Origin of the sequence: Gulosibacter sediminis, assembly GCF_014904065.1 — a bacterium.
In the GTDB taxonomy this organism is placed as follows: Bacteria; Actinomycetota; Actinomycetes; order Actinomycetales; family Microbacteriaceae; genus Gulosibacter; species Gulosibacter sediminis.
The window spans coordinates 36,117-53,828 of record NZ_JACXJG010000022.1 but is presented as its reverse complement, the minus strand read 5'-3'; the positions used below and the strand labels follow the sequence as shown (position 1 = coordinate 53,828).

Annotated in this window: 12 protein-coding genes, 1 tRNA gene, 1 other RNA gene and 5 pseudogenes; 7 read left to right on the top strand and 12 right to left on the bottom strand. The window is 65.7% G+C overall.

All coding sequences use genetic code 11. The features are described 5' to 3' along the window. Positions 1-7: 7 nt before the first annotated feature. Entirely contained in the window at positions 8-1,198 is a 1,191-nt protein-coding gene (locus tag ID132_RS11355; protein ID WP_193128661.1) for an acetate/propionate family kinase, read from the bottom strand. A 28-nt stretch (positions 1,199-1,226) separates the two neighbouring features. Further along, positions 1,227-3,339 (bottom strand): annotated as a pseudogene (pta, locus tag ID132_RS11350) (phosphate acetyltransferase). 99 nt (positions 3,340-3,438) lie between these two features. Between pta and ffs the strand changes: the two are divergent. Together ffs and ID132_RS11340 are read left to right on the top strand one after the other, a co-directional pair. Continuing rightward, positions 3,439-3,535: signal recognition particle sRNA small type (ffs, locus tag ID132_RS11345), an RNA gene on the top strand. 94 nt (positions 3,536-3,629) lie between these two features. After that, positions 3,630-4,148 (top strand): annotated as a pseudogene (locus ID132_RS11340) (cysteine dioxygenase family protein); the annotation flags it as partial. Here the strand turns inward: ID132_RS11340 and ID132_RS11335 are convergent. The 3 genes and pseudogenes from ID132_RS11335 to ID132_RS15595 all read right to left on the bottom strand — a co-directional run. Then, the gene (locus ID132_RS11335) at positions 4,145-5,296 is read right to left on the bottom strand and encodes a Na+/H+ antiporter NhaC family protein (protein WP_235988531.1); all 1,152 of its coding nucleotides are present in this window, start codon (positions 5,294-5,296) and stop codon (positions 4,145-4,147) included. The pseudogene ID132_RS11340 and the gene ID132_RS11335 sit on opposite strands and share 4 nt — an antisense overlap. Further along, positions 5,297-5,443 (bottom strand): annotated as a pseudogene (locus ID132_RS15600) (hypothetical protein); the annotation flags it as partial. Further along, positions 5,424-5,471: pseudogene (locus ID132_RS15595) on the bottom strand (hypothetical protein); the annotation flags it as partial. The pseudogenes ID132_RS15600 and ID132_RS15595, both read right to left, overlap by 20 nt. A 140-nt stretch (positions 5,472-5,611) precedes the next feature. Between ID132_RS15595 and ID132_RS11330 the strand changes: the two are divergent. Beyond that, entirely contained in the window at positions 5,612-6,532 is a 921-nt protein-coding gene (locus ID132_RS11330; protein ID WP_193128659.1) for a cation diffusion facilitator family transporter, read from the top strand. Between the two features lie 135 nt (positions 6,533-6,667). Then, positions 6,668-7,384: a YceI family protein gene (locus ID132_RS11325; protein WP_235988530.1), complete on the top strand. Its 717-nt coding sequence runs from the start codon at positions 6,668-6,670 to the stop codon at positions 7,382-7,384. A 128-nt stretch (positions 7,385-7,512) separates the two neighbouring features. Here ID132_RS11325 and ID132_RS11320 read toward each other — a convergent pair. From ID132_RS11320 to rplJ, 6 genes are all read right to left on the bottom strand, one after another. After that, positions 7,513-7,597: transfer RNA gene (locus tag ID132_RS11320), tRNA-Ser, on the bottom strand. Between the two features lie 68 nt (positions 7,598-7,665). Further along, complete coding sequence (locus ID132_RS11315; RefSeq protein WP_125106805.1) at positions 7,666-8,472, bottom strand: LPXTG cell wall anchor domain-containing protein; 807 nt, start codon at positions 8,470-8,472, stop codon at positions 7,666-7,668. A gap of 1,532 nt (positions 8,473-10,004) precedes the next feature. Then, complete coding sequence (locus tag ID132_RS11300) at positions 10,005-10,415, bottom strand: hypothetical protein (RefSeq protein ID WP_125106802.1); 411 nt, start codon at positions 10,413-10,415, stop codon at positions 10,005-10,007. 125 nt (positions 10,416-10,540) lie between these two features. Beyond that, a complete protein-coding gene (locus ID132_RS11295) occupies positions 10,541-10,927 on the bottom strand; it encodes a hypothetical protein (protein WP_164509740.1) in 387 nt (128 codons plus the stop codon). Between the two features lie 262 nt (positions 10,928-11,189). Continuing rightward, the gene (gene rplL, locus ID132_RS11290) at positions 11,190-11,573 is read right to left on the bottom strand and encodes a 50S ribosomal protein L7/L12 (protein WP_193128656.1); all 384 of its coding nucleotides are present in this window, start codon (positions 11,571-11,573) and stop codon (positions 11,190-11,192) included. Between the two features lie 42 nt (positions 11,574-11,615). Continuing rightward, complete coding sequence (gene rplJ, locus ID132_RS11285) at positions 11,616-12,134, bottom strand: 50S ribosomal protein L10 (protein WP_125106799.1); 519 nt, start codon at positions 12,132-12,134, stop codon at positions 11,616-11,618. Between the two features lie 753 nt (positions 12,135-12,887). Between rplJ and ID132_RS15350 the strand changes: the two are divergent. From ID132_RS15350 to ID132_RS11270, 3 genes and pseudogenes are all read left to right on the top strand, one after another. Next, positions 12,888-13,268 (top strand): annotated as a pseudogene (locus ID132_RS15350) (NAD(P)H-hydrate epimerase); the annotation flags it as partial. After that, complete coding sequence (locus tag ID132_RS15345; protein WP_413229374.1) at positions 13,168-13,584, top strand: NAD(P)H-hydrate epimerase; 417 nt, start codon at positions 13,168-13,170, stop codon at positions 13,582-13,584. The pseudogene ID132_RS15350 and the gene ID132_RS15345, both read left to right, overlap by 101 nt. A gap of 102 nt (positions 13,585-13,686) precedes the next feature. Then, positions 13,687-16,845 carry a sigma-70 family RNA polymerase sigma factor gene (locus ID132_RS11270; protein ID WP_125106797.1) on the top strand — a complete coding sequence of 1,053 codons (3,159 nt, stop codon included), beginning with the start codon at positions 13,687-13,689 and terminating at the stop codon, positions 16,843-16,845. Here the strand turns inward: ID132_RS11270 and ID132_RS11265 are convergent, their stop codons facing one another. After that, complete coding sequence (locus ID132_RS11265) at positions 16,846-17,670, bottom strand: YqaJ viral recombinase family protein (protein ID WP_125106796.1); 825 nt, start codon at positions 17,668-17,670, stop codon at positions 16,846-16,848. Positions 17,671-17,712 lie beyond the last annotated feature (42 nt).

Sequence of the window (17,712 nt, the reverse complement as noted above, 5' to 3'; positions counted from 1 at the left end):
TGTGGCGCTACAGCCCCGTCTGCGCGAGCGTCTGTCGCGCGATCTCGACCTCTTCGTTCGTCGGCACGACGAGCACGATCACGCGGGATGCATCGGTCGAGATCACGCGAATGCCGTCGTTCGGCAGCTGGTTGCGCTCGAGGTCGAGCTCGACGCCGAGCCACTCGAGGCCTTCGAGCGTGCGCCGCCGCACCTCGGCCGAGTTCTCGCCGACACCGGCCGTGAAGACGATCGCGTCACCGCCGCCGAGCGTGACGAGGTACGAGCCGAGATAGTGCCGCAGGCGGTGCACATAGACGTCGAGGCCGAGCTGGGCCACCACATCCCCCGCCGCCGCCCGCTGCGTCACGTCGCGCACGTCGTTCGTGCCGGTGAGTCCGAGCAGGCCCGAGCGTCGGTTGAGCAGGTCGTCGAGCTCGTCGACCGTGTAGCCCGCCTTGCGGTGCAGGTGAAAGAGCACGGCCGGGTCGATGTCGCCGGTGCGCGTACCCATGACCAGGCCCTCGAGCGGCGTCATGCCCATCGAGGTGTCGACCGACTTGCCGCCGTCGACCGCGCAGGCCGAGGCGCCGTTGCCAATGTGCAGCACGGCGGTGCGCAGCGACTCGAGCGGCCGGTCGAGGAACTCGGCGGCCGCCTCCGATACGTACTTGTGGCTCGTGCCGTGCGCGCCGTACTTGCGCACGCGGTTCGCCTCGGCGACCTCGCGGTTGAGGGCGTAGGTGCTCGCGGCGTCGCTCATGGTTGTGTGGAAGGCGGTGTCGAACACCGCGACGTGCGGGATGCTCGGGAACACCCGGCGCGCCCCGCGGATGCCCGCGAGGTTCGCTGGGTTGTGGAGGGGCGCGAGCGGGCTGAGTTCGTCGATGTTGCGCTCGACGTCGTCGTCGATGATGGTCGGGCCGAAGAAGCGGCGCGCGCCCTGCACGACGCGGTGACCGACTGCGGCCGGCGGCGCCGACTCGAGCGTCGGGCCGAGCTCGGCGAAGTTCGCAAGCATCGCCTCGAACGCGTCGTCATGCGAGGCGATGGGCGCTTCGCGCTCGCGCGTGCCGCCGGCGTTCGTGTGGCGCACGCTGCCGCTCGGCTCGCCGATGCGCTCGATGAGCCCGGCCGCGAGCGTCGTCTCGGTCGCCATGTCGAGCAGCTGGTACTTCAGCGAGGAGGAACCGGAGTTCACCACGAGCACGATGGTCATGTTTTGCCTTTCGTCGCGGGGCCGTGGCCTACGCGTCTGCCTGCGCCTGGATCGCCGTAATCGCGACGGTGTTCACGATGTCACTCACGAGCGCACCGCGCGAGAGGTCGTTGATCGGCTTGTTGAGCCCCTGCAGCACCGGGCCGATCGCGAGCGCGCCCGCCGAGCGCTGCACCGCCTTGTACGTGTTGTTGCCGGTGTTGAGGTCGGGGAAGATGAACACGGTCGCCCGGCCCGCCACGTCGCTGCCGGGCAGCTTCTTCGAGGCCACCGCCATGTCGGTTGCCGCGTCGTACTGCAGCGGCCCCTCGACGAGTAGCTCGGGCGCGCGCTCGCGCACGAGGCGGGTCGCCTCGCGCACCTTGTCGACGTCGGCGCCAGCGCCCGAGTCGCCCGTCGAGTAGCTCAGCATGGCGACGCGCGGCTCGATGTTGAACTGCTTCGCCGTCTCGGCCGACGAGATCGCGATGTCGGCGAGTTGCTCGGCCGTCGGGTCGGGGTTCACGGCGCAGTCGCCGTACACCAGCACGCGGTCGGCGAGCGACATGAGGAACACGCTCGAGACGATCGACACGTTCGGACGGGTCTTCACGATCTCGAACGACGGCTTGATCGTGTGCGCCGTCGTGTGGGCCGCGCCCGAGACCATGCCGTCGGCGAGGCCGAGGTGCACCATCATCGTGCCGAAGTACGAGACGTCCTGCACCCGGTCGCGTGCCTGGTCGATCGTGACCCCCTTGTGGGCGCGCAGCCGCGCGTATTCCTCGCTGAAGCGCTCGAGCATGGCCGGGTCCTGCGGTGAGACGATGTGCGCCTCGGCGAGGNAGGCCGAGCTCGGATGCGCGGTTGCGGATGCTCGGCTCGTCGCCGAGGATCGTCAGCTCGGCGACCTCGCGCGTGAGTAGCGTCGAGGCAGCCTGAAGGATCCGGTCGTCGTTGCCCTCGGGCAGCACGATGTGCTTGCGTTCAGCGCGGGCGCGCGCGAGCAGGGTGTGCTCGAACATGAGCGGCGTGACCACCTGCGGTTCCGGCACGTCGAGCAGGCCGAGCAGCGCATCCCGGTCGACGTACTCGGCGAAGTCGGCGAGCGCGGTGTCGACCTTGCGGACCATTGAGGCAAGGAAGCGGCCACGAGTGTTCACGATGCGCTGCGCCGTCTCGTAGGTGCCGAGGTTCGTGCGCAGCATCGGCAGCTCGAGGTCGACACCGCGAATGAGCGACTCGACGATCGGCGAGAACTCGAACGGGCCATTGACGACGAGCGCCGCAAGCGAGGGCATCGTGCGCGCTTGCTGGGCGAGCAGCAGCGCGACGATCGTCTCGGTACGGTCGGCGGCAACCACGACGACGCCCGACTCGAAGGTGCGCTCGAGCACGTGCTCCATCGACATGCCGGCCACCGTGATGCCCAGCACCTCGCGGCCCAGCAGCTTTTCGTCGCCCGAGTAGAGCTCGGCGCCAAGCGCGGCGCGCAGCTCGTCGACACTCGGGGCGTTGAGGACCTTATTTTCGGGGAGGCACCAGACCGGCACCTCGGCGGTGGCTGCGACCTCGGCATCCCGCACTGCCGCCTGCACGCCGGTGCGCACCTCGTCGAGGTGACCTTCGCCGACGCGGTTCACCACGACGGCGAGTAGCTGGGCGTGCTCGGCTTCGAGCACCGGCAACGTACTCGCGGCAACCTGCGCGAGTTCGGCGGGCGTGCGGGGGCTGCGGTCGTCCGGGTTGAGCCCCGTCAGCACAAGCAGCACCGGGGCGCCGAGGTTCGCGGCGACGCGGGCGTTGAAGTCGAGCTCGGCCGGGTTCCCGACGTCGGTGAAGTCGCTGCCAAGAATCACGACGACGTCGCAGCGGCTCGCGACCGCGTCGTAGCGTTGGAGGATCTTCGCCAGCGCCGACGTCGCGTCGGCGTGCACCTCGTCGTAGGTCACACCAACCCCGAGCTCGGGCGTGAGGCCGAGGTTCGGGTCGAGGCGCTCGAGCAGATGCTTGAGGATGTCGTCGCGGGTCGCGCTCTGCGTAACGGGGCGGAACAGACCCACGCGGCCACTGTGCTGCGTGAGGGTCTCGAGCACGCCGAGTGCAACGGCCTGCTTGCCGGAAAAACCTTCGGAAGACGTGATGTAAATGCTCGCGGTCACGGTGTCATCGTAACGACGCCCGGCGACCGGCGGCTGGGCTGTTGCGGCGTAGCGGCCCGCCCGACGTGCGCGCCTCCTCGACCGTCAGGTAAACTACAAGTCGGCTCCCCGCGTGGCGCCACCCAGGCCAACTCCCCCAGGTCGGAAACGAAGCAAGGGTAACCAGGCTCTGGCGGGTGCGCGGGGGGTCCTTTACTTTTCCGGTCACGCCAACGGCGTAGGCTCCTGCTCGTGGGCGACGGCCCAGGAAAGAGCAGTGACTATGACGATANGATGCGGCGGCGGATGCGCGCGCAGAGTTGGTCAGTAAGATCCGCGAGATCGTCGCCCGTGACGAAGCGGCCGCCCCGACCTCGCAGGCCGTTGCTGGCGTGCTTGAGCAATACCTCGGCGTGCCCGGCCTCGTGCCCGCGTCGGCCCGCGTATCCAACCCCGAGGCCTACCAGCAGAACCTGCTGCACGTCGAAGACGACGGCAGCTTCTCGATCGTCGCGCTCGTCTGGCTGCCCGGTCAGCGCACGCCGGTGCACGACCACATCTCGTGGTGCGTCGTCGGCGTCTACGAGGGCAATGAGTCGGAACTGCGTTACCGCGTCGTCGAGGATGCCGCCGGCGACTACCTCGTCGAGACCGGCACTGGCGTGAACCTGCAGGGCAGCGTCGAGGGCTTCGCCCCTCCCGGCGATCTGCACGAGGTGTGGAACTCGGGCGACGCACTCGCGATCTCGATCCACGTGTACGGTGCCGACATTCGCAAGCTCGGCTCGAGCATCCGCCGCCGCTACGACCTGCCGATGCGCGCGGCTTAGAGCACCATCGCCGCCACCCAACCGGCCGCGAGTAGCGGCAGGTTGTAGTGCAGGAATGTCGGGATCACCGAGTCGCGAATATGGTCGTGCTGCCCGTCGGCGTTGAGGCCGGCCGTCGGCCCCAGCGTCGAGTCGGATGCGGGCGAACCGGCGTCGCCGAGGGCACCGGCCGTGCCGATGATGGCGACCGTCGCGACCGGCGAGAAGCCGAGGGCGAGGCAGAGTGGCACGTAGATGGTCGTAATGATTGGTAGCGTCGAGAACGACGAGCCGATGCCCATCGTGACGACGAGGCCGACGAAGAGCATCGCGAACGCGGCCATCGCTTTGTTGTCGCCGAAGGCCTGCTCGACCGCCGTGACCATCGGCGCGACGTCACCCGTCGCATCCATCACCGCGGCGAAGCCTTGTGCGGTGATCATGATGAAGCCGATGAGCGCCATCATGCGCATGCCCTGCGTGAATACGTCGTCGGCCTCACGCCACTTGACGGCGCCGGTGAGCAGGAAGATCGCGAGCCCGAGCAGGGCGCCGACGAGCAGCGCGTCGGCCTGCGCGCCGACCGCGTTCATGATGAGCTGCGTCGCGAAGCAGGCGACGATCGCGAGCAGCGAGACCGTGACGCGGTACGGCGTCGGGTGCTCTTCTTCTTCGACGTTCGCGCCGATGATCGGGAGGTCCTCGTAGTCGCGCGGCTTGCGGTAGCTCACGAACACGGCGATGAGCAGGCCCGCGACCATGCCGAGCGCCGGGATCGTCATCGCCTCCATGACGTTGATGCCCGCGGTGTCGAGGCCCGCCTTGGCAATGTTGCCGAGCAGGATGTCCTGGAGGAAGATCTTGCCGAAGCCGAACGGCAGAAACATGTAGGTCGTCACGAGGCCGAAGGTGAGCACGCACGCCACGAGACGGCGGTCGATGCGCAGCTTGCTCATGACGCTGAGCAGCGGTGGCACGAGCAGCGGAATGAACGCGATGTGCACAGGAATCAGGTTCTGGCTCATCACCGACATCGCGAGGATGCCCGCGAGCATGCCGTACTTCGTGATCGTCACGGTGCGGGTCGATGCGCTCGCACCCTCACCCTCGAGCCGGCGGATGAGCGCATCCGCAAGCAGCCGCGGCAGGCCCGAGTTCGCGACCGCCATCGCGAACGCGCCGAGCAGGGCGTAGCTCAGGGCGATCTTNCGCGCCGACGCCGAGGCCGTCTTGAAACGCGAGCATCGTACCGTCGAGGCCGAGCCCGCCGACGAGGCCACCCACGACCGCGCCAATAAAGAGGGAGAGCACGACATGCACCCGCGCGAGCGAGAGCGCGAGCATGATGACGACAGCGATAACGACGGAATTCACCGAGACAGCCTACTGGCCCGCGTTCGCGCGGCAGAATCGGGGTGGCCGAACCGCGCGCGGCGCGCTACGCTGAAATATAAGTTATTGCTTATATATTTGCGGAGGATGCGGTGCACGACCACGATCACGGCACGTCGGATGCGGCGGCCCCGGGCCGCTCCCGGCTCGCGATCGCCTTCGGCATCACCGCCACCGTGTTTGTCGCCCAGCTCATCGGCGCAATCTTCACCAACTCGCTCGCGCTACTCGTCGACACGGCGCACATGCTCACGGATGCGGGTGGCCTGCTGCTCGCGCTCGTGGCTGCGAACCTCATGGTCAGGCCCGCGTCGCAGACCCACACGTGGGGCCTGCGGCGGGCCGAGGTGCTCGCGGCGGCCGCGCAGTCGCTCGTGCTGCTCGCCGTCGGCACCTACGCGATCGTCTCGGGCATCGCGCGCCTCTTCGCGCCCGCCGAGGTGCCGAGTGAGGGCCTGCTCGTGTTCGGCATCCTCGGCCTCGTCGGTAATATCGCATCGATCGCCGTTCTCGCGACCTCGCGCAACAACAACCTCAACCTGCGTGCCGCGTTCCTCGAGGTGATCAACGACGCCCTCGGCTCCGTCGCCGTGATCGTCAGCGCGATCGTCATCGCCGCGACCGGCTGGACCACCATCGACACCCTCGCCGGCCTGCTCATCGCCACGCTCATCCTGCCCCGCGCCGTGTCGATTCTGCGCCGCAGCGTGCGCGTGCTCATGGAGGCGGTGCCTGCGGGCCTCGACCTCGACCTGCTGCGGCAGCACCTGCTCAAGAACGACCACGTGCGGCAGGTGCACGACCTGCACGTGACTTCAATCGGCACCGGGCTGCCCGTGCTCACGGCGCACATCGAGGTCGAGCACGAGTGCCTCGACAAGGCGCACACCGAGACCGTGTTGCGCGAGCTGCAGGAGTGCGTGCGCGAGCACTTCGAGGTGCGCATCGAGCACTGCACGTTCCAGCTCGAGCCCGGCGGCTACGGACGCGACGAGTCGCTGCCGCACGCGTAGGCGCAGGAGGCCAGCCCGCATAGGCGACTCATAGCATCCGCATAGCCGCGGCGTTTTTCGCTTGCCTATCTTCGATTGCGACGAGAGAAAAGTCCCCCAACCCCGCGGCCATGAGCCGTGCTGAAGGAGTTCCGCATGGCTGATGCCACCCGCACACCCATGAGTCGAGGCAAGAAGATCACACTCTGGGTCGTGAGCAGTGTCGTTGTCGTACTCGTGGCGGGCGCGCTGCTCGCGCCCACGATGTATCGCGCCGTGTTCGGCGGCAGCAGCGACATCGAGGCGCCGTCGATCTCGCAGACGACTTCGGCCTCGGCCGTGAGCAGATCGAACAACGTTTCGGGCGAATGGAGCGTCGACAGCGGCTACGCCGGCTACCGCGTTGACGAGGTGCTGCAGGGCGATGACGTCACGGTCGTCGGCCGCACCGAGGAGGTGTCGGGGTCGTTCACGATCGACGGCACCACCCTCACCGAGGGCACCGTCGAGGTCGATGTCGCGTCGATCGCCACCGACAATTCGAACCGAGATGATTACTTTGTGAACGACGCGATGGAGGCGAGCACGTACCCCACCGCATCCTTCGAGCTCGCCGAGGCGACCGAGCTGCCCGACGACGTGACGAGCGGCGAGACCGTGTCGGTCGACGTCACCGGAACGCTGACTCTGCACGGCGTCTCGCAGACCGTGACGGCCACGCTCGACGTCGTCGTGGACGGTGACACCGCACAGATCGTCGGCACGGTGCCGCTCACCTTCGCCGACTACGGCGTGGATGCGCCGAGCCTCGGCTTCGTCGAGGTCGAGTCGGAGGGCCAGCTCGAGTTCAGCCTCGACGTCACCCAGTCGTAGCGCTCACAACAAAATCGAGCCGCGACGTCATCTGCGTCACGGCTGGAAGTGTCTCGCGGGCAGGATGCGGGATTTGCAATCTGCATCGCAGATTGATTGAGATGGGCATGCCGTCTCCGGAGCTAATGCGGAGGATGCGGGATTCGAACCCGCGAGGGCTTGCACCCAACACGCTTTCCAAGCGTGCGCCATAGGCCACTAGGCGAATCCTCCAGCTGTGCACGCGAACGTGGCACATCGACCAATCATACAGATGCGCGGGCCGTCCGCGCCACGCAGGGTCAGGCGTTGCGACGTCGCAGCAGGATGGTGCCGATCGCGACGATGATCGCCGCTATCGAGAAGACCGCAACGAGGTTGCCATTAACACCGGTATTCGCGAGGTCGTCGGCCTGCGGTGTCGCCGACGGCGTCGGCGCCGACACATCGACGTCGGATGCTGAGCTCGGCCCGGCGGTCGAGCTCGGCTTCACGGTCGGTCGCGTGCCCCTGTCACCATTCGCGGAGTCCTGGTTGCCTCGGTGGCCCGGCTCGACCGGCACGATGTTGTCGCCGACTTCGCCGCCAGCCTCGGGCGCTCCAGTCGGGGCGCCCGGCTCCTGCCGGATCGGCGCGTCTACCGAAGGCTGCTCTGCCGCGGGCTCCCCCGCTCCAGGATCGGGCGTCGTGCCGCCCGTCTGGACAGGTTGGGTCGGGTCAGGAGTCGGCGTGGGCGTTTCCACCGGCGTCGTCGGCTCTGCGGTTGGTGGCGTGGTGGTCTCGACCGGCGGCGTCTCGCCCGGATCGGGGTCGCTCGTGGGGGTAGCCCCGCCCGTCGGGGAACCGCTCGAGCCAGCGCCGGAATCGCCGGCGCCCGGGGTTGCGCCGGGCTCGGTCGAGACACCGGTGACCGCTGAACCGCTGCTGGGCGACGTCGTCGCACCAGGCTCGTCGGCGACGAGGTTCACGACCGGCTGGGTCTGGTTGATGTCGCTCGTCGGTTCGGCCGCCGAAGCCGGATCGAAGGGCAGGCCGACAACCGCGAAGCTGCCGAACACGCCAGCGACCGCAAGAGCGAGTGCGCCGGTGGCACGCCGTGATGCGGGCATGTCGCTATCCAATCTCATCGATCCAGAAAAGGCAAAGTTATCTAATCGATATATTAGCGGGTTATGAGAGTTTTCACAGTGTTTCGTGCGTCGTAATAAAAATTCTTTGACCCCGCCCCGTGCGGAAACGACGAAGGCGGGATGAAGAGTTCACACTTCATCCCGCCTTCGTCAAGTTTGGGCGTTAGCCGCCCAGACCGCGTGAGCTACTAACTCTGGCGGCGGCGCACGACCATGGTGGTCGCACCGGCGGCGACGAGCACGAGGCCACCGGCAAGCATGCCGAGCAGCGCAGCGTCGTCAGCACCGGTCACGGCGAGCGAGTCGCCGTTGCTACCGCCGTTGTTCGAGGTGTCCTCGCCGTCCGAAGCCGGGATCGACTCCGAGGCGTCGGCAACGACCGAGAACGAGATGGTCTCGGTGACGTCCTCCTGGGTTGCGGTGATGGTGTAGTCACCAATGGGGAGGACCTGGGCCGAGCTAGGCTCGCCGGCGTCGTACTGGCCGTTGCCGTTCGTGTCCTCGTAGGTGGTGTAGGTGACGGTGCCGGCAAACTCGCCGTTCTCGTCGACCGCGATGTCAGACTCAGGGTCGCCGACCGGCGAGATGACGGTGGTCGAACCGTTCGGCTCGGTCACCTCGATAGTGATCTCAACTCCCGGGGCCCAGCCTGCACCTGCGTAGTTGACGCCCGAGAGCGTCTCGCTCTGGGTGTAGGTGTCCTGCTCGATCGCGAGCGCCGGGGCCTCTTCAGCCTCAGCCGAGGCCGGGGTCTCGGTGTCCGTGGACTGCGGGGTCGCGGTCGCGGTCGGCTCGGGANGTCGGCGACGCCGTCGGCGTCGGTGCGACATCCCCAGTAGCCTGTGGGCCGACGTCGAAGGTAGTCGTGAGCGCGTCACCGGTCGTCGAGGTCACCGTGAGGGTGTAGTTGCCGTCAGTGAACGCCGGGTCGTCTTCCCAAGTGAGCTCGCCAGCGGCGGTGCCGTCGTCCGCGACCACGTACGAGTTATCAGTCGCCTTCACGTCGGAGGTGCCTTCCGGCGCGACGAGCTCAACCGTGTAGGTGACACCGGGCTCAAGGCCGGTCGCGGCCCAGTTGACGGCCGTGGTGCCAGACTCCAGCGACGACGAGTCGACGACGAGCTGTGCCTCGACAGCCTCGTCGGTCGCGGTCGGCGTGGTGGTCGCTGCGAATGCCGGCGTGGCGACGGCGAACACGCCACCAGCGGTCAGCGCTGCCGCGGCAGCAGTGGCAGCAATGCGCTTCGAGAAAGCGGTCATCGTTGTCTCTTCTCTTTATTGAGGTTGCGGTTGCGTATGCGCAGATTCTCAGGATTCCCCAACCCTGCACCTGTCCAAAGTTTCACAGCCGGCACTCAGATGCAACAGATTCGTAACGTAATTGTTTCCACATGCACCCACGGAATGACTTCCATTATGCGTATGCATCGGCTAAGCGACAGTCGATGCGAAAGTGGCCGGGGCGAATGCCCTGGCCACTTTCGCGTCGATCGGTTCTACGTACTTACGACTCAGTCGATCGCGAGCGTGTCTTCGAACTGACCACCGGCCATGGGCTCAATTGGGCTCAGCGTGACGGTCGATCCGTTGGGCAGCGTCACCATCCCGTCGATCATGCCTGCATCCAACCAACCGTCGCCACCGTACGAGACGCCGCTGACGCTCTCGCTCTGCGACACCGTCGCGTCCGGCACCCAAACGCTGGGGTCAAACGGTGTCGTCGGCCCTGCATCAGTGACGACGAAGGTGGCCGTGGCTGCCCCGACGGGGTCGCCCGCCGCATCCTCGACGCGCAGTTCAAGCGTGTATTCACCTGTGGGAGCTGCGACGCCCGTCGCCACCTCGACAAAGAACGGCTTGCCGTCGGTAAGGAGCTCCTGGAAACCGATCACGCCACTCGCGTGGCCGTCGGCATCGGGCACGTTTCCATGACGTCGCTGCCGCCCACGCTGGTCCCATCGACGTAGAGGTAGTACGAGTCACCCTCGCTCAAACCGCTCGCCGACCACGTGATGCCGCTCGCCGATTGCTCGGGCGTGTAGGTGGCCTAGCCAAGCATGAGGGCGAGGTCGGATGCGTCCTCGGTCGGGCCCTCAGTCGAGGTCGGCGGCGTGGTCGCGTCGGGCTCGCCCGGCTCGTCGGTGGGTTCGGTGGTCTCGGCCGGCTCCGTCGTTTCCTCGGCTGGCGGGGTCGACTCGACCGGCGCATCCGCAGGCTCGGTCGTAGCCTCGGCCTCAGTCGTTTCGGGCGCCACCGGTTCAGACTCGAGCGGCCCGGCGGTGGCCTCGTCGTCGGTATCGCTGAGCGGTTCGGCGTGCCGGTGCAGCACGCTGGTATCGAGTGGAGCCGCCACAGCCGGCGTCGCCACCACGAAGAGGCCTCCCAGACCTATCGCGACGGCACCTACGAACGCGCTGATTCGCTTTGCGAGCATGCGCATCGTTGCTTCTTTCGTGAGAATCCGTGCTTGACGCGCAGAATTCTCAGGATCCCCCAACCCTGCACACACCTACCTTCCGCCTGGCATCCGGCCGGCGACAAGAGCGAAATCGCTCACCGGCACGAATCGTTATCGCGCGTTCACCGAACCGCGATGCGGAAACGACGAAGCGGGTCGAGACAGTGTCTCGACCCGCTAGGTCGTGCGCCGACGAAAGGGTCAGCGCGAAGCGTCAAGCTGCGTGCGCAGCGAGCAACTACTTGACGGTGACGGTGGNGGCGGCCTCGAGGGCCTCCTTGGCCTTCTCAGCGTCTTCCTTGCTTGCGCCCTCGAGGACGGGCTTCGGAGCGCCGTCAACGAGTGCCTTCGCGTCGCCAAGGCCGAGCGAGGTAAGACCACGCACCTCCTTGATGACCTGGATCTTCTTGTCGCCAGCAGCCTCGAGAATGACGTCGAACTCGGTCTTCTCTTCCTCGGCCGGAGCGTCAGCAGCAGCAGCGCCGCCGGCAGCAGCAACAGCAACGGGGGCAGCAGCGGTGACTTCGAAGGTCTCTTCGAAGAGCTTCACGAAGTCGCTGAGCTCGATGAGGGTGAGCTCCTTGAACTGCTCGATGAGCTCTTCAGCGGTGAGCTTAGCCATGGGGTTTCTCCTTAGTTATGAAATGCCGCGGTCCGGGACGGACTACTCCGCGGTCTCTTCCTGCTTTGCACGCAGCGCGTCGACGGTACGAACCGCCTTCGACGCGGGCGCGGTGAACATGTACGCGGCACCGAACAGCGAGGCCTTGAACGCGCCGGCAAGCTTGCCAAGCAGCGTTTCGCGGGACTCGAGGTCGGCGAGCTTGTTGACCTCTTCCGGGGTGAGCGGCTTACCGTCGAAGTAGCCACCCTTAATCACCAGGAGAGGGTTGTCCTTGGCAAAGTCGCGCAGTGCCTTGGCCGCGTCAACGACCTCACCGGTGACGAACGCAATAGCGGTCGGACCAGCGAAGTTGTCGTCGAGACCCTCGAACCCAGCCTTGTTGGCTGCGATCTTGGCGAGCGTGTTCTTTGCCACGGCGTAGGTTGCGTTCTCACCGAGCGAACGGCGCAGCTCCTTGAGCTGTGCAACGGTGAGACCGCGGTACTCAGTCAGCACAACGGCGTTTGAGCCCTGGAATCGCTCCACGAGCTCAGCGACGGTTGCCTCCTTGGTCGCCATGGTTCTCCTCTCGTCTGTACGCAAGACCTCGGCGGATGCCGGGATCCCACCGCCAGGCACGATTGACACGAAAAAACGCTCCGACGTAGGCGTCGGAGCGTTGCGCATGCCGACACAAACGTGTCGTAAGCGAAGTACTCTGTCGTCCTACGCGGGTGGTCCTTTCGGATCCTTCGTTTGGCTCTGGCCCGTGAGTTGCACTCATTGGGCACACGCCAAGCACCAGCGGTCTAAGGCTGCCTCTAGTCTAGCCATGCGCATCCGGACCGCGCAAGCGTTTGTTGCCTGCACTAGCAATGATGCGGACACAACCTCCCGAAGCGAGGAGGTGGCGTACATGCGTGCCGTACGACCCTGCCGCGGGGCGGTACGGCACAAGCTATGCCGTATTCCGCCCACCCCGTGCCTCAGCGCCCAGCCGCTGGGTTGCATGACGTGGCAGAGCGGACCACCGAGCGGCTTCGTCTTAAGCTCCACCTCAAGGAAGGGCGTTCGCGCCTTTGGATGCATAAAGAGCAGCGTCCCTGGGCGCGTATCCCTCCCTTCACCACGTGCGGGAGCTATTCGTACCTCGAGCTGCAGGTAGAGCAATATCCCGTGGCGCGAACGCCTCCGTTCCTGCGCCGCGGGAGCTGTTTTCGCCACGGGAGGCAGGTAGAGCAGCATCCCGAAGCGTGAATGCCTCCCAACTGCTGAGCTGTTCGCCCGCGGCCCTCGCCCTGCGCATCGCTGCCGCGGTGGGAGGATGGAGGCATGCGCACCGGATACACCGCAGCCCAGATTCGCGAGGCCGAGCAGCCGCTGTTGCAGCGGGGCGTGCCGCTCATGTTGCGGGCGGCGCAGGCGCTCGCCGACCAGATCACGAGCGTGCTGCCCGACCCGGCGACGGCGCGAGTGCTGTTCCTCGCGGGCGGCGGTGACAACGGCGCGGATGCGACGTACGCCGCATCGCTGCTCGCGGCGGCCGACGTGCGGGCCGAGGTCATCGCGGTTGCGGGCAAACTGCATCCGCAGGCCGAGGAAGCCGCGCGGGATGCAGGGGCCGAGATCATGTTCGAGCAGGATCCGGCCGCGGTCGCGGCGCGGGTTACGGGCGCGGATGTGCTGGTCGACGGCGTGCTCGGGATCGGCACTGGGGGGGGTCGCAGCCGGCGGATCACCGGCGCTACGCGAGCCGGTGCGTTCGGTGATCGTCGCGGTGAAGGCGGCCATCGCCGAGGCCGACCCACTCGTGATGGCGGTCGACATTCCCTCGGGCATCGACCCCGACGACGGCAGGGTGCCAGACCCGGATGCGGTGCTGCGCGCGCACATGACCATAACCTTCATCGGCATGAAGGCGGGGCTGCTGCTCGACCCGGCGAAGTCATTCGCGGGCAAAGTCTGGCTCGAGCCAATCGGCGCGATGCAGGGGTTGCTTCGCGTGACGCCGGCGATGCAGCTGCCGTAGTTCGCGGTGACACTGATGGGAAACCATTGATGTCGCTAGGTCGATCTAGGATCTGGACAGCGGAGAGATACCGCTCCGATTAGTCCTCCGAAGGGCCCGACCATGACTCCTGGTGACTACCTTGCGATGAAGCTTGGTTCTTTAACTCCCGAGCAGATTGAGCAGCTCCTCGAGCAAGAAGAGCGCGAAGCTGAGGCGAAGCTGCGACGCATCCGCCAGCTTCGCGAAGCACAACGCGCGGCGGCGGCCGAACGCGAGTCCCGACCCGATCTCTCGTTATTCGCTTGGCAGCAAGAAGCGCTCAGCAGCTGGCGTGACGCGAAGCGAATCGGTGTGGTCGAGGCCGTCACTGGCACGGGCAAGACGAGAGTTGGACTCGCAGCGCTCCGGGATGCGCAAGAACTTGGGATGCGGAGCGTGGTGTACGTGCCAACGATCGCTCTCCAAGACCAGTGGGTTGCGCAAATACACGAGCACCTACCTGGCATCATGGTATCTACGCGCCGCGACCCCCACGGTGATTGGGACGTCACTGTCATCACGATCCAATCTGCGTTTCGACAGTCGATGCTCAGAAAGGGCGAAAAGGCCCTCCTGTTGGCCGACGAATGCCACACCTACGGAGCCCCCAAATACAGCGAGGGCCTTCGCCCCGAGGACTACCCAATACGCCTTGGTCTGACCGCGACCCTTGAGCGTGGAGATGTTGGCGACGAACGTCTCGCGAAATTCTTCGAGCGGACCTGTTTTTCCTTGGACTTCTCGCGTGCAGTGCGCGAAGAACTCATTGCCCCATTCAAGATTGCGTGGGTGCGGGTGCCGTTCACTTCGCGTGAGTTTGCCGCATACGAAGAACTCACCGACAACATGAGTGACGCACGGAGCAAGCTCCGTGGAGCTGTTCCGATGGAACCTTTCGGGGATTTTATTCGCGCGGTAACCCAGCTCGCGCAAGATCGCGAAGATCGTCGGAGCGGCAATGCACGCTGGTTCTTGAAATCATTTGCCGATCGAACTCGGCTTATGTCGGCCAGCGCGCAAAAACAATTGGTCATCCGCGAGCTCACACCGGTGATTGCAGCATCCAACGGCACGCTGGTATTCACGCAGACAGTTGAAATTGCGAGTACCATTGCAAGTTTGTTAAGCGACCGTGGTGCGAGTTCAACGGCCGTTTGCGCCGACACCGATGCGGAAGATCGCAGCGAAGCGTTCCGTCTGCTCGGCAACGGTGAGGTCAAAGCGCTCGCCGCGCCGCGCATCCTTGATGAAGGCGTCGATTTGCCAGAGGTCGACCTCGGCATCGTGGTCTCGTCGACTCGTCAACGGCGCCAGATGATTCAACGACTGGGACGCGTGCTTCGTAAGAAGGCGTCGGGAGGCATAGCCCGATTCGCGGTGTTGGTGCTGGCCGACTCGGTGGAAGACCCGCGAACACGCCAAATGGAGCCGAGCCTGCTCGATGAGCTTCGGCCGCTTGCGGTCGAAGCTGCGGAGTTCGATCTGCGCGAGGACTCCGGACTCAAGCACGTTGTTGAGTTCCTGAGCCCGGAAATGGATGCACGGAATGTGCCGAGCTTTGCTGCCGCAACGTCGGACGGTGATGCGCAAGAAATCGTTCGCGCCTGTAATGCGCGGCCGTCGGATCACCCCGCCGACGGGCAACCCGGTGATCGGGATTATGACCAACCCGCGCCGGTCGTCGCTGACAAGCTGGGCACCCTGCGCTTCAGGGATTCGGAGGAAATCGACTTTCCGACCACATCCCGCATCGTTGGGGCGCGGCCGGATGCGGTCAAGGATTACTTGAGCATCATCGGCAGATTCCCGTTACTCGAGGCGGAGGATGAGTGGCGACTTACTGAACAGATTAGGGCGGGCGAAGCGGCGCAGAAACAGCTCGACGAATCGACACCTGCCACCCGCGCGGAATTACATGCCCTTTGTCGCGCAATACGGCAAGGCCAGCGCGCACGAGACACGTTCATCACGTCAAATCTCCGCCTCGTCGTCAGCATCGCGAAGCGCAAGTACTGGCATCTGAGGCACATGAAATTTCTCGATGTGGTCCAGGCCGGTAACCTGGGGCTGATTCACGCGCTCAAATTGTTTGACCACAATCGAGGCACCAAATTCTCGACGTATGCGACGCATTGGATCCGACAAGCTTGTGACCGTGCCGCCGGCGACCAGGACCGAGAAATTCGTATACCTATTCACGCGCTTGACTCAGCGCGAGCTATCGAACTTGCAATCCGCGAAGTTGCCGGGGCCAGTGTTACTGCATCACCCCCGACGGATGAGGAAGTAGCGAAGGTTGCGGACATGTCTCTCGAGAAAGTCCGCCAACTGCGCCCGGTGATTGCACCGCTTGCTGACGTCGACGCATTTCGCCTTGAGCTGACCTACACCGATGATGAGCAATTTGGTGAACGGATTGAATCCGAGAGTACCCACACTGTTCTGCACCGCGTAATGAGCATGGTCTTGCCAGTGCGCGAGCAAGAAGTACTGCGGATGCGGTTTGGCATGGGTACCGAACTCGCCGAGCCTTTGACCCTGGAAGAAGTCGGGAATCACCTCGGCGTCACTCGCGAACGTGCCCGTCAATTACAGCGAAGGGCGCTAGAAACACTCCAAGCGGCTCCGGAGATTCGTGCACTCATGGGAATTTCCCCGTTCGAACCAACCGAGGCAAAAGCGATGGTTGCATCCGACCCACGCGCAGACGCTGATACTTCGGGGTTCATTTCGCCCGCCAAACTGCGACGGCAGTACGCGAACGAGCGTCGCGCGGCGGCACGAGCGTCGAAGACATCGCCCGTGAAACGCAGTGTTCGCAAGTTACCTCGGGAGGACAAGACCACCGAGCAGGTGCCCGTGCCGCCGGTGCCGTCGGTGTCACCCGTTCCACCGGTACCGCCCGTGCCACCGGTGCTGCCGGCGCCAACGTCACCACCGACAGTGAATGGGCAAGCGGCCCCTCCCGAGGTAGCGTCGCCGAAGACAACCAATCCAAAGGCGTCCCTTCCTCAGACGATTAGGGTTTGGGATAGCCGACGTGGCAGGTTTGCCGATGCGGCTCCTACGCCAGCGTCGGCGGCAAAGATGGCGACGCATCCCGCGCCTGCCGATGTGGCCTCCGTACCCTCTGACGCAGAGACTTCCGCAGGTGCATCTGTGGCGGTAAATGGTCAGCGGCCGCTGCGAGAACAACTACGGCACCAGCTCAAGTGGGGTACCCCAGCCAAGGACGAATAGCTACGCGAGCGCGAGCCGCTCCAGCACCTCGTTGGCGAGGCCCACAAGTCGGGCAATCTCGGCGTCGTCGCGCTCGATCCAGACGGCGCGGGGCTCCGCATCCTGCACGACGAAGTTCTTGTGGTGCTCCCACACGAACAGCGTTCGCTCGGCGGCGACGACGTACTGCTGCCAGTAGACCTGGCGCAGGTAGTTGCGGGGAATCTTCGCCCATGACTTGTTCGTCGTCTTGATCTCGGCGAGCAGCGACTCGCCGCCGCGCTGCGCGAGGCCGTCGGGCGTCGCGAGGTGGCGCGGGTTCTCGGCGGCGCGAATGAGGAAGCCGCAGCTGCCGATGCCGTGCTGCTCGCGCACCCACTTCTGAATCTCGGGCTCGCGCTTCTTGCCGTACTCGGTGAACGCGTTGCCGGTGAAGCTGCCGCCGTAGAGCTTGTCGTTCACGACGGCGCGAACGGATGCGGGGGTCGCGAGCCGCGCGGCGTCGGTCGCGGTGATGCCGACCTTGCGGTGGCGCAGCCACTCCTCGCGGTCGGAGTCGGCGCAGACGACGCGCGCGGCGAGCTCGCCGGTCGGGCGCGGGTTGAGCAGCTCGTCGACGAGGCCGGCGCGCCACAGCGTGCCGCTCGCGGGCGCGGTGGGCTCGCTCGCCGGCGTCGTCTCAGAGACGGTGAAGGATGCGCGCTCGCTCAGCGCGCGCAGGCTCGCCTCGATCTCTTCGGTCGCAGCGTTCGTGACGCTCGGCGGCGCGGCGAGGGCGAGGGGCGCGTAGTCGTCGGTGCGGGTCGACGAAAGTGCCTCGTCGGGTGCCGGCCGGAAAACTACCATTGCCCTAGTTTGCCACCACCCGCCGACAAGGGCGCCCTCCCC